The 15,769-nt window shown below is 62.7% G+C and carries 16 protein-coding genes; 8 read left to right on the forward strand and 8 right to left on the reverse strand.

The features are described from left to right. Window positions 1-12: 12 nt before the first annotated feature. The 3 genes from AC1RLZ_RS03375 to AC1RLZ_RS03385 all read right to left on the reverse strand — a co-directional run bounded on the left by AC1RLZ_RS03375 (window position 13) and on the right by AC1RLZ_RS03385 (window position 3,343). The gene (locus tag AC1RLZ_RS03375) at window positions 13-1,512 is read right to left on the reverse strand and encodes a replicative DNA helicase (protein ID WP_371422918.1); all 1,500 of its coding nucleotides are present in this window, start codon (window positions 1,510-1,512) and stop codon (window positions 13-15) included. 328 nt (window positions 1,513-1,840) lie between these two features. Then, on the reverse strand, window positions 1,841-2,083 hold the full coding sequence (locus AC1RLZ_RS03380) for a hypothetical protein (protein WP_493187459.1): 243 nt from the start codon (window positions 2,081-2,083) through the stop codon (window positions 1,841-1,843). Between the two features lie 9 nt (window positions 2,084-2,092). After that, window positions 2,093-3,343, reverse strand: coding sequence for a cyclopropane fatty acid synthase (locus tag AC1RLZ_RS03385; RefSeq protein ID WP_493187460.1), 1,251 nt, complete (start codon window positions 3,341-3,343; stop codon window positions 2,093-2,095). Between the two features lie 256 nt (window positions 3,344-3,599). Here AC1RLZ_RS03385 and AC1RLZ_RS03390 point away from each other — a divergent pair, with 256 nt between their 5' ends. After that, window positions 3,600-4,802, forward strand: coding sequence for a hypothetical protein (locus AC1RLZ_RS03390; protein ID WP_493187461.1), 1,203 nt, complete (start codon window positions 3,600-3,602; stop codon window positions 4,800-4,802). A 90-nt stretch (window positions 4,803-4,892) separates the two neighbouring features. Here the strand turns inward: AC1RLZ_RS03390 and rplI are convergent, their stop codons facing one another. The 4 genes from rplI to rpsF form a co-directional block, all read right to left on the reverse strand. Then, window positions 4,893-5,477 carry a 50S ribosomal protein L9 gene (rplI, locus tag AC1RLZ_RS03395; protein ID WP_089263933.1) on the reverse strand — a complete coding sequence of 195 codons (585 nt, stop codon included), beginning with the start codon at window positions 5,475-5,477 and terminating at the stop codon, window positions 4,893-4,895. A 45-nt stretch (window positions 5,478-5,522) separates the two neighbouring features. Beyond that, window positions 5,523-6,491 (reverse strand): hypothetical protein, encoded by a 969-nt coding sequence (locus AC1RLZ_RS03400; protein ID WP_493187462.1) that lies wholly within the window; start codon window positions 6,489-6,491, stop codon window positions 5,523-5,525. Between the two features lie 124 nt (window positions 6,492-6,615). Next, window positions 6,616-6,855: a 30S ribosomal protein S18 gene (gene rpsR / locus AC1RLZ_RS03405; RefSeq protein ID WP_002711478.1), complete on the reverse strand. Its 240-nt coding sequence runs from the start codon at window positions 6,853-6,855 to the stop codon at window positions 6,616-6,618. A 5-nt stretch (window positions 6,856-6,860) separates the two neighbouring features. After that, entirely contained in the window at window positions 6,861-7,334 is a 474-nt protein-coding gene (gene rpsF, locus AC1RLZ_RS03410) for a 30S ribosomal protein S6 (protein ID WP_493187463.1), read from the reverse strand. A 369-nt stretch (window positions 7,335-7,703) separates the two neighbouring features. On the opposite strand from rpsF, the gene fabD reads away from it, so the two are divergent. From fabD to gmk, 7 genes are all read left to right on the forward strand, one after another. Further along, the gene (fabD, locus tag AC1RLZ_RS03415) at window positions 7,704-8,663 is read left to right on the forward strand and encodes an ACP S-malonyltransferase (RefSeq protein WP_371422923.1); all 960 of its coding nucleotides are present in this window, start codon (window positions 7,704-7,706) and stop codon (window positions 8,661-8,663) included. A gap of 21 nt (window positions 8,664-8,684) precedes the next feature. Continuing rightward, the gene (gene fabG / locus AC1RLZ_RS03420) at window positions 8,685-9,422 is read left to right on the forward strand and encodes a 3-oxoacyl-[acyl-carrier-protein] reductase (protein ID WP_371422924.1); all 738 of its coding nucleotides are present in this window, start codon (window positions 8,685-8,687) and stop codon (window positions 9,420-9,422) included. A 296-nt stretch (window positions 9,423-9,718) separates the two neighbouring features. Then, entirely contained in the window at window positions 9,719-9,958 is a 240-nt protein-coding gene (locus AC1RLZ_RS03425) for an acyl carrier protein (RefSeq protein WP_006020277.1), read from the forward strand. A gap of 141 nt (window positions 9,959-10,099) precedes the next feature. Continuing rightward, a complete protein-coding gene (fabF, locus tag AC1RLZ_RS03430; protein WP_493187464.1) occupies window positions 10,100-11,365 on the forward strand; it encodes a beta-ketoacyl-ACP synthase II in 1,266 nt (421 codons plus the stop codon). Between the two features lie 114 nt (window positions 11,366-11,479). Further along, window positions 11,480-12,760 carry an endolytic transglycosylase MltG gene (gene mltG / locus AC1RLZ_RS03435; protein ID WP_493187465.1) on the forward strand — a complete coding sequence of 427 codons (1,281 nt, stop codon included), beginning with the start codon at window positions 11,480-11,482 and terminating at the stop codon, window positions 12,758-12,760. Between the two features lie 119 nt (window positions 12,761-12,879). Continuing rightward, window positions 12,880-13,767, forward strand: coding sequence for a YicC/YloC family endoribonuclease (locus AC1RLZ_RS03440; protein ID WP_371422927.1), 888 nt, complete (start codon window positions 12,880-12,882; stop codon window positions 13,765-13,767). Window positions 13,768-13,769: 2 nt separating this feature from the next. Beyond that, on the forward strand, window positions 13,770-14,444 hold the full coding sequence (gene gmk, locus AC1RLZ_RS03445; RefSeq protein WP_493187466.1) for a guanylate kinase: 675 nt from the start codon (window positions 13,770-13,772) through the stop codon (window positions 14,442-14,444). Between the two features lie 151 nt (window positions 14,445-14,595). On the opposite strand, the gene AC1RLZ_RS03450 is transcribed toward gmk, so the two are convergent. Then, complete coding sequence (locus tag AC1RLZ_RS03450; RefSeq protein ID WP_371422934.1) at window positions 14,596-15,654, reverse strand: alcohol dehydrogenase; 1,059 nt, start codon at window positions 15,652-15,654, stop codon at window positions 14,596-14,598. Window positions 15,655-15,769 lie beyond the last annotated feature (115 nt).

Consider the following 15,769-nt stretch of genomic DNA (forward strand, 5'->3'; position numbering starts at 1 on the left):
ACTGCGTGCGCCTCACTCCTCGGGGGCGCGGAACTGGGAGCCGCCGGCGAGATCGCTGAAGCGCGTGAACTGGCCTTCGAATTGCAGATCGACGGTGCCGGTCGGTCCGTGACGCTGCTTGGCGATGATGACTTCGGCCTTGCCGTGCGCAAGATCCATATCGAGCTGCCATTTCTCGTGCTCGGGCGTGCCGGCCCGCGGCTCTTTGGCCTGCAGGTAGTATTCCTCGCGATACACGAAGACCACCACGTCGGCGTCCTGCTCGATCGATCCGGATTCACGCAAGTCGGAGAGCTGCGGATGCTTGTCTTCACGATTTTCGACCTGACGCGAGAGCTGCGACAGGGCCACCACCGGGCAGTTCAATTCCTTCGCCAGCGCCTTGAGGCTGGTGGTGATCTCGGTGACTTCCTGCACGCGGTTGTCCGAGCGCTTACCGGAGCCCTGCAAGAGCTGGATGTAGTCCACCATGATGACGTCGAGGCCCTTTTGCCGCTTCAGGCGGCGGGCACGGGCGGTGAGCTGCGAAATCGACAGGCCGCCGGTTTCGTCCACATAGAGCGGCAGGTTCTGCAGCTTGATGGTGTAGTCGCGGATCTTGTCGAATTCGGCTTGCGTGATGCCGCCGCGGCGGATCGCGCTTGAGGAAATCTCGGTCTGCTCGGCGAGAATACGTGTGGCGAGCTGTTCGGCGGACATTTCGCAGGAGAAGAAGCCGACGACGCCGCCATTGATGGTCTTCATGCTACCGTCGGGCTGCACTTCGGACTGGTAGGCCGCGGCAATATTGTAGGCGATGTTGGTGGCGAGCGAGGTCTTGCCCATGCCGGGACGGCCGGCGAGCACGAGGAGGTCAGAGCGCTGCAGGCCGCCCATGCGGGCATCAAGGTCGCGCAGGCCAGTGGAGATGCCGGACAGTTTGCCCTCGCGCTGATAGGCATTGGCCGCCATGTCCAGCGCGGTGGTCATCGCCTGGGAGAAGCGCTGGAAGCCTCCGTCATAGCGGCCGGCTTCGGCGAGTTCATAGAGCCGGCGCTCGGCGTCCTCGATCTGGGCGCGGGGTGCGAAGTCGACCGGCGCGTCATAGGCGACGTTGACCATGTCTTCGCCCACGCCGATCAACTGCCGGCGGATTGCCAGCTCATAGATCGTGCGTCCGTAATCCTGCGCGTTGATGATGGTGGTGGCTTCGGCGGCGAGGCGGGCGAGGTACTGACCCACGGTCATGCCGCCCAGATCCGTATCGGTCGGCAGGAAGGTCTTCAGCGTGACAGGTGTGGCGATCTTGCCGGCGCGGACGATGGCGCTGATGGTCTCGAAAATGGTCTGATGGATCGGCTCGAAGAAATGATCGGGCTTCAGGAAGTCCGAGACGCGGTAGAACGCGTCGTTATTGACCAGCATGGCGCCGAGAACGCCCTGTTCCGCCTCGATATTGTGGGGCGCGGTTCGGTAGGCCGGGGTGCCGGCATCGGGCGCTAGCTTGAGAACGTTCGAATCAAATGCGGCCATGGTCTTTATTGGGTCTTCTGAATTGGGCGGATGAGCGGCGTCGTAACGCGCGGCGCTGGACTAAGCGCTTCGCATGCGGCGAACGAAAGGATGCGGTCAGCCCTTATGCACGATTCCCACATTGGTCCGGCGCGATTTGCGGCTGAACCAAGCATTGCGCTTGACGCCCTGGTGGCAACAAGGGGGAGGGTCCTGAATCATTGCTTACGGAACCCGGAAAAATTGCCCCGCGCGCCTGAACCGGATGGCGATCTCTCGCACTTACAAGAGAGCCAACCGTTCGCAGGAATGGCGATACCGGAACCCCTCGGGGACTTCGGCGTTGGCTTCATAACGATGAGAGGCGAAGGATAGATCGATGGGCCAGCGCCACCAGCATCCTGATGCCGGACCCGATGGTTCTGCGTGGTTGTCCACGCTGATCGATACGTTCGAGCGCACCGCGCAGCTTGAAAATGTCCCATGCGATACGAAAGCGCTGTCCGCCGCCAAAGCGCGCCTCCAGCGCCCCGCCGTTTTGCAGCCGCGGCCTGTCTTGCGCCGCCGAAAGGCGACGCTCCTCTTCCAGCACTAGGTCCGCCTATTCGCCGGCAATCTGCAGGCGCGGTTGCTGAGCGAGCTCCACGCCACGCAGCCGATCTTCCTCCCGTTTGATATAATCGCGCGTGAACGGCACCACGTCCTGACGTTTGGTAAGTTGGATCTGGAAATTCATCACGTTTTGCATGCGGAACGACATTTCCGACGCCGCTAGATAAAACTCCCACATCCGCGCGAAGCGCTCGTCATAGAGCCGCACGGCTTCCTCGCGTCGTGCCATGAAGCGCTCACGCCATGCCTTGAGCGTCTCGGCATAATGCAGCCGCAGGATCTCGATGTCCGAGACCAGCAATCCGGCCCGCTCGATCGCCGGGAGGACTTCCGACAGGGCAGGGATGTAACCGCCGGGGAAAATGTACTTGGCGACCCATGGATTGGTGATGCCGGGTCCCTCGGGGCGGCCGATGGAGTGCAGCACCATCACGCCGTCCTCGGTCAGGAGTTCAGCGCATCGCTTGAAGTAGGTATCGTAGTGGTCGACGCCGACATGTTCGAACATGCCGACGGAGACGATGCGATGAAATGGACCGGGGACGTCGCGATAGTCCTCGAGCAGGAATTTAGCGCGGTCCTTGAGGTTTTTCTCGTCGGCCCGGGCATTGGCGACCTGAAGCTGTTCGGTGGACAGCGTAACCCCGGTAACATTGGCGCCTGTCATCTCCGCCAGATAGAGCCCGAGCCCGCCCCAGCCGGAGCCGATATCGAGCACGCGCTGGCCTTTTTCGACCAGCATCTTGGCCGCGAGGTGGCGCTTCTTGGCGAGCTGGGCGTCGTCCAGCGTCGCATCCGGCCCCTCGAAATAGGCGCAGCTATATTGCTTGTCGGCATCCAGAAACAACGAGTAGAGCCGGGCGTCCAGATCGTAGTGATGGGCAACGTTGTTGCGGGAGCGCTTGCGGGGATTGAACTGCTGGGCGTGGCGCAGCACGTAGCGGAGCCACCATTGCAGCCTGGCCCAGCGCGGTGCCATGTCCGGCTGGTTCAGGGCGATGGCGAGCAGGTCGGCGATGGTGCCGCGCTCCATAACGAGCAGCCCGTCCATAAAAATTTCGCCGAGGGCCAGTTCGGGATCTAGAAGTAGTCGGCGTTGGGCGGCTTTGGTGACGAAGCGGGCGGAGACGGGGGGGCCGGAGCCATCTCCGAAGGTGAATTGCTGGCCGGAGGCGGTGGTGAAGGTTATCGCCCCTCGGCGAACGTACCGACTCAGGAAGAATCGCAACAGACGGTCCATCGAAATCACCCCAATGATCCGATCACGCGCAAACTGAAGCAACAGCGTAACTTCCCGCCGTGCACGAGATCAACTGTCTTCCTAGCTCTCAGGTAGATGATAGTAGCCGTGCACCGCCTGTGCCAATGCGCACGCTGCAATGCCGCTATCCCGATTGTTCCGATCACATCGTTGCGATATGTCGATACTTCCATTCACGTCACAATCGGATACAAGGTGATCCGCGTGATTAAGCTAGCCACATCAGGAGATTGAAATGTTGAGCCGAGCGCTCAGTTTAGCGACGGTGATGCTCCTGGTTAGCTTCGCAGCAGTCCCGGCACAGGCCCAAAACCTCGAAGCCGGAAAATCACCCTCCCAGATTTTCGCGGGCGGCTGTGCCGTTTGCCATAAAAGCCCGCGCGGGCTGTTAAAGACGGTGGCGCCGGGGGCGCTGCCGGCCTTCCTGCGCCAGCACTACACGACGAGTACCGATATGGCGGCCTCGATGGCCGCTTATGTCGTGTCCAACGGGGCGGCCGACCGTCGTCCAGCCGGGGATAACCTGACGCGTCAGGGCCGGGAGCTGACAACCGAGCAGAAGCCGGCCCCGGCCGATGCGAAGCCGGGTGCAACACCGTCGCCCGAGGCAATGCCGCCGGGCCGTCGATCCCGTTCGCAGGAAGCGGCAAAGCCCGAGGCCGATGTTGCGCCAGCTCAGGCCGAGCCCGGTACGCGCCGGGGCCGCAATGCCAAGCGGCTGGCCCATCCTGCTGCAGATAATCCCGAAGCCAGGCCCGCTGACGCCCAGTCGCCGGCTGCCGCCGAAACGGAGCGTCCCGCCGCGAAGCAGAAGCTCGGCAAGAAAGGGCGTCGCCATCAGGAAGAGCCGCCGAAGGCCGAACCCGTGAAGGATGAGCCCAAGGTCGAACCCAAGACCGATCCGAAGCCTGAACCCAAGGCTGAACCCAAGCCTGAACCCAAGGCCGAACCGAAGGTCGAGCCGAAGCCGGAGCCGGCGAAAACCGAGCCAGCGAAGCCTGCTGAAGAGAGCAAGCCCGAGGCGAAGCCGGAGCCCAAGCCCGAAGTTAAGCCCGAAGCCAAGCCTGAGACGCCGGCACTACGTCCGGATCCGGTCCCGCCGGTGACGCCGGCACCGAAGGCCCCCGAAGGCGAGAGCCGTCCGGTGCCATCCGCCCCCGCGACTCCGGCGACTCCGACTCCTGCACCCGCAGAGCCTGCTCCGGCAGCTCCTGCGTCTCCGCCAGCAGCAACGCCTGCACCGGCACCTGTGGCACCGACGCCTCCGCCAGCGGCCACACCTCCAGCAATTCCGTCGGCACCTGCGCCGGCCCCTGCAGCCCCGACGCCCGCAGCGCCTTCGCCAGCACCGGCCGCGCCGCCACCGCCTCCGGCGTCGGCTGCACCACCGGCGCCTCCGGCCTCGTCAGGCTCGCCGGTGCCGCCGATCTCGCAGTAGAAGGTCAACCGTCGTTTCAACGACGGAACAAAAAGCCCGGCCAGATTGGCCGGGCTTTTCTCGTTTGAGCAGAAGCTCTGTCCTGTGGATTTAGCCGTTGTCTTCTTCGGCGTTGCCCTGTGCGTCCGGATCGAAGAACTCGCCAGCGGCGGCCAGTGCTTCGGCAGCTGCGTCCTGATCTTCCTGACGGCTCGAGATGTCTTCGCCGCGGTTGATGCGCTCGGCTTCGTCGGCCGAACGGGCAACGGTGACGCTGACGCTGACTTCGACTTCAGGATGCACGGCGATCGAGATCTTGTGCTGGCCGATGGTCTTGATCGGCGCGTCGAGCAGCACCTGGCTGCGGGCGAAGGTGACGCCGTCAGCTTCGAAGGTGGCGATGATGTCACGCACCGACACCGAGCCGAACAGCTGGCCGGTTTCCGATGCCTGACGGATGATGACGACGTTGCGGCCGTCGATCTTCTCGGCAACCGTGGTGGCTTCCGCCTTGGCCTTGATGTTGTTGGCTTCAAGGTCAGCCTTCATGCCGTCGTACTTGGCGCGGTTGTCGGCAGTGGCGCGCAGCGCCTTGCCACGCTTCAGCAGAAAGTTGCGGCCGTAGCCGTCCTTGACGCGGACGACTTCGCCCATCTGGCCGAGCTTGGCGACGCGTTCGAGCAAAATGACTTCCATGATCGTTCTCCTTTAGGTGTTGAGCAGGTGTTGAGTTGAGGTGAGTCAGGCCACCGTCGACGAAGGTGGCTTGCGTGCGAGAAAACGTTGGCGAAATCCGAAGAAGGCATCGGCGAGGCCGAGGCCAACCATGGTGAGGATGGGCCAGCCGAGGACGAGCACCATGGCGTAGGTCAGACCCAGCACCATCACGCGGCTTTTCATGCCCATGGTCAGCGTATGCAGCGCGGCGAAGCCGGTGAGGGCATAGGCCATCATCAGCGCCGAGGTGACGATCTGCGAAAAGATGCCGACGATGCCGCCCATGAAGGACAGCGCGATGGCCAGACACAGCGCAACCATCGTCATCGGCGGCAGTGCTGCGGATTTCAGCTCGGGCCACGGCCGATTCAGCCGGCCTGATGTCACGATGATCCGACCGGCAAGCCAGAGATTGAGCGTCAGCGTCATGATCGCGACGATGGCGGCGGCAGCCGGCGCGATCGTCACCAGCGCATTGATGATCTGTTCGGAGTCGCCGGCGCCGTCGCGCGATCCCAGGATGCGGGTCAGAGCGCGTCGCAGCGATGAGACGATGGTGTCGCTGTCTGTGCCGAGAGTCAGCAATGCGCCCATGGTCGTGAAAGCGGCGAAGCCCGCGGTCCACAGCAACATGCGGCCGACCGGATACCATTCGACCACGGGCGGTGTCGCGGCGGTGCCATTCGCACCGGGCACCTCGGCCGCGACGGGGCGGCCGAGCAATGCGAGATGGCCGAGCCACCAGGCGGGCAGCGCCACGGTGAAGACGAAGGCGGCGAGATAGGGCATGCCGAACAGCAGGCCGAGCGAGGTGCCGGCCGCGATGCCGCCGATGGCAGCAGTGACTGGACCCCAGCCGAGAGCGGCCACCATCAAGGGCAGCGGCGCGAGATAGAACAGCAAAAGGGAAATCAACGCGCCCGAAATGATCGAGGCGAACATCAGCGCTGAGGCAGCGCCGGCGGCAAACGCGATGAGAAGACTTGCGATCATCAGCTGTCCCGCCCCCTTTGAGCGGTTAGAGGCACTTGCCCCAACCATCGGCGACCGGACGACCCGGAAGCCTTATGAGAAATAGAAACGACCGGCGGCACGAGGCCACCGGTCGAAAACCGCCTTAGCGGATAACGTAGGGGAGCAGGCCGAGGAAACGCGAGCGCTTGATGGCGCGGGCGAGTTCACGCTGCTTCTTGGCGGAGACGGCCGTGATGCGGCTCGGCACGATCTTGCCGCGCTCGGAGACGTAACGCATCAGCAGCTTGGAATCCTTGTAGTCGATCTTCGGCGCGTTCGGACCCGTGAACGGGCAGGTCTTGCGGCGGCGGAAAAACGGACGACGTGCACCAGCTTCAGCCATTATTCTTACTCCTCAACCGATGCTGCTTCGTCGTCACGCGGACGACGCGGACCACGATCACCACGGAAGCCACCGCCTTCACGGTCGCCACGGAAACCGCCGCCTTCGCGGTCGCCACGGAAGCCACCACCACGGTCATCGCGTTCACGATCACGGTCAGCCTTGCGCATCATGGCTGATGGGCCTTCCTCGTGCTCTTCGACGCGGACGGTCAGATAACGGATGACGTCTTCGCTGATGCGCTCCTGGCGCTCGATCTCGGTGACCGCCGCGGAGGGGGCATCGAGGTTCATCAGCACGAAGTGCGCCTTGCGATTCTTGTTCATGCGATAGGTCAGGGAGCGCACGCCCCAGTTTTCCATCTTCACGACCTTGCCGCCGAGACCTTCGACGATGCCGGTCATCTGGGCGGTGAGGTCTTCGACCTGCTGTGCGCTCGCATCCTGACGTGCGAGAAATACATGCTCATAAAGAGGCATGGCTGTCCTTTCCAAGGTTAGCGCGTTTCCCGGCGGCAAGCCCTTCGAACCCTTATGGAAAGGACTCGATATTGCTCAGAAGGCGGGAGCACGGGACGACGGACCAACTGGCCCTATCGCAACAAACCTGTGTGTGATTTTGCTGTGACCGTCCGTTCAGCTCCCGGCCGGGATCTGCGGATCGGGGCCTTATACGGATTTTCCCAGTAATGGCAAGCGAAACAGGGGGCAAATGAGCGGATTCCGGGAGCGGGCGGGGATCCGGATCGTGGTGTATCCTGGGCGTTGCAGCTTGACATTCCCCGTCGTGCCAGTGTCTTACGGCGCACGTTTGAACGAGTTTAAGCCAAAAAACATGACGGGGCGTCAATGACCGCAGCATTTACCTTTCCGGGGCAGGGTTCCCAGGCGGTCGGCATGGGCAAGGCGCTGGCGGATGCGTTTCCCGCCGCCAAAGCCGTGTTCGAGGAGATCGATTCGGCTCTGAACGAGAAGCTCACCAGCATCATCTGGGATGGGCCGGCCGAAACCCTCCAATTGACCGAGAATGCCCAGCCCGCGCTGATGGCGGTGTCGCTGGCGACCATGCGGGTGCTCGAGGCCGAGGCCGGCATTTCGCTGGCCAGGGACGCAGCCTTCGTGGCGGGCCATTCGCTCGGCGAATATTCGGCGCTGGCAGCGGCCGGAAGCCTCTCGGTCACGGATGCGGCCCGCTTGCTGCGGACCCGCGGTCTGGCCATGCAGAAGGCCGTGCCGGTGGGCGTCGGTGCCATGGCGGCGTTGCTCGGCCTCGATTACGAGACCGCCGTGGCCGTGGCGGAAGAAGCTGCACAGGGCGAAGTGTGCCACGCGGCCAACGATAATGGCGGCGGGCAGGTCGTGGTGTCCGGCAACAAGGCTGCGGTCGAACGCGCGCTGGAGATTGCCAAGACCAAGGGCGCCAAGCGTGCGATGTTGCTGCCGGTGTCGGCGCCGTTCCATTGCAGCCTGATGCAGCCCGCCGCCGACGTGATGGCAGAGGCGCTGGCCAAGGTCACGATCAACAAGCCCGCGGTGCCACTGGTGTCCAACGTGCTGGCCGCGCCGATCACCGATCCCGATGAAATCCGCCGCCGTCTGGTCGAGCAGGTCACCGGCACCGTGCGCTGGCGTGAATGCGTGGCCTATATGGCAGGCCAGGGCGTGACGCGTTTCCTCGAGGTCGGCTCCGGCAAGGTGCTGAGCGGCCTCGTTAAACGCATTGCCGAAGGCGCCGTCGGCGTTGCCGTCGGCGGACCCAATGACATTGCCGCCGCCAAGGATGCGCTCGCAGCAGCGCGTTCGGCGTAAGCGGCCAGAGGAGAAGACGAAATGTTCGATTTGACGGGACGTACGGCGCTGGTCACCGGCGCGACCGGTGGCATCGGCGGCGCGATCGCTACTGCATTGCATGCGCAGGGCGCTACGGTGGCCATCTCAGGCACGCGCCGCGAGGTGCTGGAAGCCCTTGCCGCCAAGCTCGGCGACCGCGTCCATGTGCTGCCGTGCAATCTGTCCGATGCAGCGGAAGTCGAAGAACTCGTGCCATCCGCCGAGAAGGCGATGGGGCAGCTCGACATCCTCGTGGCCAATGCCGGCATCACCAAGGACAATCTGTTCGTGCAGCTGCGCGACGAAGATTGGGACAGCGTGATCAACGTCAATCTGACCGCGACCTTCCGCCTCGCGCGCGCCGCGACCAAGTTGATGATGCGCAAGCGCTTCGGTCGTATCATCGCGATTACTTCGGTGGTCGGCGTCACCGGAAATCCCGGGCAGGGGAATTACACGGCCGCGAAAGCCGGCCTGATTGGGATGATAAAGACGCTGGGGGCGGAATACGCCAAGCGCAATGTGACGGCCAATTGCATTGCACCCGGTTTCATCGCAACGCCGATGACCGATGTGCTGAACGACAAGCAGCGCGAAACGATTCTGACCAAGGTGCCGGCAGGACGTCTTGGATCGCCGGAAGATATTGCGGCAGCGGCCGTCTATCTGAGCTCAAATGAGGCGGCTTACGTCACCGGACAGACGATTCATGTCAATGGCGGCATGGCGATGATCTAAGCGTGGGGGAACCCCAACGTCGTGATTTAATTGAGGTTTGGACGGTCACCGGGTTATGTGGCCAAGCCAAGTGAAGTATGGTAACCGAACCTCCAACGGTGGGGCAAAGAAGGCCATTGCAGGAATTTGAAACCCTGTATATTGGCGGGGACGAGCCTGCCGTTTTCGCGAGGCTCCGTCCGGGACGACGGGGTCAATCCAGAGACGCGCAACTGCGCAAGGTTTAACGAGTTAAACGCTCCACGATGGCTCGTATCGTCTGCGGACGGGCCCAATGTAACAAGCACGAGGTTGATATGAGCGAGATTGGCGAGCGAGTGAAGAAGATCGTGGTGGAACACCTTGGTGTTGAACCCGAGAAGGTGGTCGATGCCGCGAGCTTCATCGATGATCTCGGCGCCGACAGCCTCGACACGGTCGAGCTCGTGATGGCGTTTGAAGAAGAGTTCGGTTGCGAAATTCCGGACGACGCCGCCGAGACGATTCTGACCGTCGGCGACGCAACCAAGTTTCTCGAGAAGAACGCAAAGAGCTGACGTCTTCGCGCGACACATTTTGAAGCCGGCCGGATCGCGTTTGTGCGATCCACCGGCTTCTTGCTGTGACGCGTAGGCATTTGCTCAAGAGACTTTAGCTCAAGACACATCGGCTCAAGGATGGGCCGTGGAGGTACGACAATGAGGCGGGTGGTCGTCACAGGCCTTGGCATGGTGTCGCCACTTGGCTGCGGCGTCGAGCCGACCTGGAAGCGCATCCTCAACGGTGAGAGCGGCGCAAAGCGGATCGATACATTCGATGTATCCGATCTCACCAGCCAGATCGCCTGTGTGATTCCACGCGGCGACGGCACCCATGGCACCTTCAATCCCGACCTGTGGATGGAGCCGAAAGACCAGCGCAAGGTTGACGACTTCATCATCTATGCGATGTGCGCCGCCAAGCAGGCGCTCGACGACGCCAACTGGCACCCGGACAATGAAGACGATCGCTGCGCCACCGGCGTGATGATCGGCTCCGGCATCGGCGGCCTGTCAGGCATTGCCGATACAGCATTGCTTCTGAAAGAACGCGGCCCGCGCAAAGTGTCGCCGTTCTTCATTCCCGGCCGGCTGATCAATCTCGCTTCGGGCTACGTCTCGATCGAGCACGGCCTCAAGGGCCCCAATCACTCCGTCGTCACGGCATGTTCGACCGGCGCGCACGCGATCGGCGATGCCGGCCGTCTGATCGCGCTAGGCGATGCCGATGTCATGGTCGCCGGCGGCACCGAGTCGCCGATCAGCCGTCTCGCGATGGCCGGCTTCGCTGCGGCGCGCGCGCTGTCGACCAATTTCAACGATGCACCCGAGAAGGCGTCGCGGCCTTACGACAAGGACCGCGATGGCTTCGTCATGGGCGAAGGCGCCGGCGTGGTCGTGCTCGAAGAGTACGAACACGCCAAGGCGCGCGGCGCACGTATCTATGCCGAGATTATCGGCTACGGCATGTCGGGCGACGCCTATCACATCACGTCGCCGACGCCTGATGGCGATGGTGCGTTCCGAAGCATGAACGCTGCGATGAAGCGGGCCGGCATTTCCGCGGCTGACATCGACTACATCAATGCGCACGGCACTTCGACGCCGCTTGGCGACGAGATCGAGCTCGGCGCGGTTCAGCGCCTGCTCGGTAATGCCGCGTCGAAAGTGTCGATGTCGTCGACGAAGTCGTCGATCGGCCACCTGCTCGGCGCGGCCGGTGCGGTCGAGGCCATCTTCTGTGTCCTTGCGATTCGGGATAACATCGCGCCGCCGACGATCAATCTCGACAATCCGTCGGTGGAAACCGCGATTGATCTTGTCGCATTGACCCCGCGCAAGCGCGAAATCAATATTGCCTTGTCGAATTCATTCGGTTTCGGCGGTACTAATGCGTCCGTGATCCTGCAGCGCGTGGTTGGTTAGAGAACCTCCACCGTTTCGCCGTATTCCGCGCTAATTCCTACACTGGGCGTATGCTATTGACGGGTATCGTGTTTGTACCCGTCACGATTGAACCGACAGGATCAGGTACTATCGATGAGTGAGAGGCCGCCCATTTCGCCCAGGAGTCCGCGTGCCGCGCTGGAACCGGAGCAGGTTCCGCCGCCGCCGAAGCGTTCCGACCATGCGCGCAATCCGCTCGTGGTTGCCGGCAATGCCATCATCACCATCATCATCATCGCCATGCTCGGTGCTGGCGGCGCCTATGTCTATGGTCGCCAGGCGCTGGAAGCGCCGGGACCGCTGCAGGAAGAAAAGGTCGTCAATATCCCCGCGCGTGCGGGCAAGGGCGACATTGCCGAAGCGTTGCTGCGCGAAGGCGTGATCTCCGCCAATCGCTGGGTTTTCATCGGTGCCGTGTTTGCGCTGAAGGCCAGCTCAGAACTGAAGCCTGGCGAATATCTGTTCCAGAAGAACGCCAATCTGCGCGACGTCATCGGCACCATCGTCGAAGGCAAGGTCGTGCAGCACTCCATCACGATTCCCGAAGGCCTGACCTCCGAGCAGATCGTCGCGCGCCTGACCGAGAACGATATCTTCACCGGCTCGATCCGCGAAATGCCGCGTGAGGGCACGTTGCTGCCAGAGACCTACAAATTTCCGCGTGGCACGCCGCGCGACCAGGTGATCCAGCGCATGCAGCAGGCGCAAAAGCGCGTGCTTGCCGAAATCTGGGAGCGTCGCAATGCCGATATTCCCGCGAAGACGCCGGAGCAACTGGTGACGCTCGCATCCATCGTCGAGAAGGAGACAGGCCGTGCCGACGAGCGCAGCCGTGTGGCCGCCGTATTCGCCAATCGCCTGCGCCAGAAGATGAAGCTGCAGTCGGATCCGACGATCATCTATGGCATCGTCGGGGGCAAGGGCACGCTCGGCAGGCCGATCAAGCGCAGCGAGATCCAGCAGCCGTCGCCTTACAACACCTATGTGGTTGAAGGCCTGCCGCCGGGGCCCATCGCAAATCCGGGCCGTGCGTCGCTCGAAGCGACCGCCAATCCGGCGCGCACGCGTGACCTGTTCTTCGTGGCCGATGGCACCGGCGGTCATGCCTTCACCGAGACCTACGACGCGCATCAGAAGAACGTCAGCAAGCTGCGCGCAATGGAGAAGGCCGTCCAGAACGACGCCGTCGAACCGCCGGAAGAGACTGCCGCTACGCCTGCCGGAGCGGCTACAGATCCTGCCGCCGCGACGGGTACAAGCCCGGCCAGGCCCGCACCGGCCAAGCAGCGGGCCCGTACAGCGCCTGCGCCAGCCGCGCCGGCTCGTCAGGGGGCTGCGCAGTCGACGGGTACACCGCCGGTTGTTCAGCAATAGGCCTTACCACCGAGCCCGCGCTGGCCTGTGCTTCGAATTCCCCTTGGCCTGAAAAGGCCCTAACCTGAGCCGGTTCGCACCTTGCGAATCTTACTCGTATTCTTTGGAGAGTTTCCGCGATGGCGTTGTCGAGCATGACCGGCTTTGCGCGAAGCCATGGCACCAGCGGACCTTACAGCTTCGAGTGGGAGCTGAAGTCCGTCAACGCCAAGGGCTTCGACCTGCGCTTCCGGATGCCTCCGGGTTTCGACGAGGTCGAGGCGGTCGCCCGCAAACGCGCCGCCGAAGTGCTGTCGCGCGGCACTGTTTACGCGAACCTCACCGTTAAGCGCAGCAACGCGGCCTCGACCGTGCGGATCAACGAAGAGGTGCTGAATTCGGTGCTGCGTATTGCTGCCGAACTGGCCAGCAGGATCGACGCCGTCGCGCCGAGCGTCGATGGCCTGATGAATATCAAGGGCGTGATCGAAGTGGTCGAGCCCGAGGCGGACGAGGCCGAGGACAAGGCGGCGAAGGCGGCCGTGGCCGCAGCGTTCGAAGAGGCCCTCACGGCGCTGGTCGCGATGCGCAAGCGCGAGGGCATGACGCTCGGTGACATCCTGTCGCAGCGCCTCGACGAGATCGAGACGCTGTCGAAGAAGGCTGAGGCTGCACCGGGCCGCAAGCCGGAGGCCATTCGCGCGCGCCTTGCTGAACAGATCGCGACGCTGCTGGAAGCCTCGGATCGTTTCGATTCCGATCGGCTGAGCCAGGAAGCGCTGATGATGGCGACCAGGGCCGACATTCGCGAAGAGCTAGACCGCATTGCATCCCACATCTCGCAATCGCGCGAGATGATCAACAAAGGCGGCCCTGTCGGCCGACGGCTTGATTTCCTGTCACAGGAGTTCAACCGCGAGGTCAACACCTGCTGCTCGAAATCCAACGATCTGGAATTGACCAGCACCGGCCTCGAGATGAAGAACGTGGTTGAGCAATTCCGTGAACAGGTACAGAATCTGGAGTGACCATGTCCGGGGGCAGCCGAAATTCCGAGGAAGCTGGCTTTGATGGAGTCGAACGGCGCGGATTGATGTTCGTGCTGTCATCGCCATCCGGTGCCGGCAAGACGACACTGACGCGGCTGCTGATCGACCGGATGCCGGGGCTGCAATTGTCGGTCTCGGCGACGACGCGTCCGATGCGGCCCGGTGAGGTCGACGGCAAGGACTATATGTTCGTCGACAAGCCGCGCTTCGAAAAAATGGCCAAGAGCAACGAATTGCTCGAATGGGCCACCGTGTTCGACAACCGCTACGGAACGCCGCGCGCGCCGGTAGAAGCGGCGCTCTCCGCCGGCAATGACGTGTTATTCGACATCGACTGGCAGGGTACGCAGCAACTGCGTGAGAAAGCCCGGGCCGACGTCGTCAGCGTCTTCATCCTGCCGCCCTCGGCGGCCGACCTCGAAAAGCGCCTGCATACGCGTGCGCAAGATTCCGACGACGTGATCCGCGGGCGCATGAGTCGCGCCAGCCATGAGATGAGCCACTGGGCGGAATACGACTACATTGTCATCAACCACAATGTGGAGGAGGCCTATGGGGAGGTGCAGTCAATCCTCAAGGCCGAACGCCTGAAGCGCGAACGCCGCACCGGACTGACGTCGTTTGTGCGGAAACTGCAGCAAGAACTCGAAGGCTGACTTCATGCAGGCATTGTTCTGGAACCAGCGCACGCAGCGGCTGGCGCGCGGGGCGGCGTGCGTCTTGCGGCGCGTATTGTCACGCTGATGCCGATCGCTGTGCCCGAATGCCAGATGACGCCAAGCGCCATCTGGCCAACGGTTCCTCAGCTCAGTTGGTCAGCATGATCCTGCCGACGACCTTGCCGGCACGCAATTCGTCGATCCATTTCTGTGCATCGCCCATCGGCTCCGCCTTCATCGGCGTGGGCTTCAGCTTGCCGGCGCGGGCCAGCGCCATCAACTCTTTAGCCTCCTCGAGGGTGCCGACCATGAAGCCCTCGATGGTCATGCGCTTGTAGATCCACTGCACCATGGGCAGGCTGAAATTGCCGCCCATCAGGCCGGATACGACGACCTTGCCGCCGCGTGCCACCGTGGCCACCGCGAAGTTCATGGACTTGTCGTTGCCGGCAAAGTCCACGACGCCATCGAAGCCACCGTCGTTCTCCTTGACCATGCGCTTGGCGACGTCCGGCTCGGCCGGATCGTAGGCGAAGGCGGCGCCGTTCTTCAGCGCGGCTTCGCGCGCGGCCGGATTGAGATCGGCGACCGAAATCGGCTGCTTGAACATCGCCTGTGCCAGCGCGAGACCGGCCATGCCGACGCCGCCGAGACCGACGAGCAGCAGGTTGCGCTGTCGCGGGCGATCGACAAGACGCTTGAGAGCGCCGTAGGCCGTAATGCCCGAGCACATCAGAGTCGCCGCCATGTTGATCGGCAGTGGATCGTAATCGAGCAGATATTTCTCGTCCGGCACCAGCACATGGGTTGCGAAGCCACCGTCGAGTGAAACGCCGAGGAAGCGGTTCTTGGCGCAGAGGTTCTCGTCGCCAGCGAGACAGTCGCGGCATTTGCCGCAGCCGATCCACGGGAAGACGGCCTTCTTCTTGCCAATCAGCGATTGATCGCCATCGGGACCGACTTCATCGACAATCCCGGCGATCTCGTGGCCGAGCGTAAAGGGAAGCGTCATGCCGCGCGTGGTGTCGAGCTTCTTGCCGCCGCCGAGATCCGCATAGCCGTCCTGTATGTGCAGATCCGAATGACAGAGACCGCAGCATTCGATGCGGACCAGCACCTCTTTGCCTTGCGGCTTCGGCGTGTCGACGATGGTTTCGCAGAGCGGAGCGTCGAATTTCACCAGCGACTGGCGTTTCATAAGAGCCATTTTTTTTATAATTCCCTAGACTTTACTTATCCTTAGCAACCACAAGTTCATTGGAAGTTCAATAGCCAGTTCAAGCTCTGTTCTTGGATCGGAAATATGGGCTCCATCGCGTTCG

The organism is Tardiphaga sp. GW822-FHT04G09, from assembly GCF_058800725.1.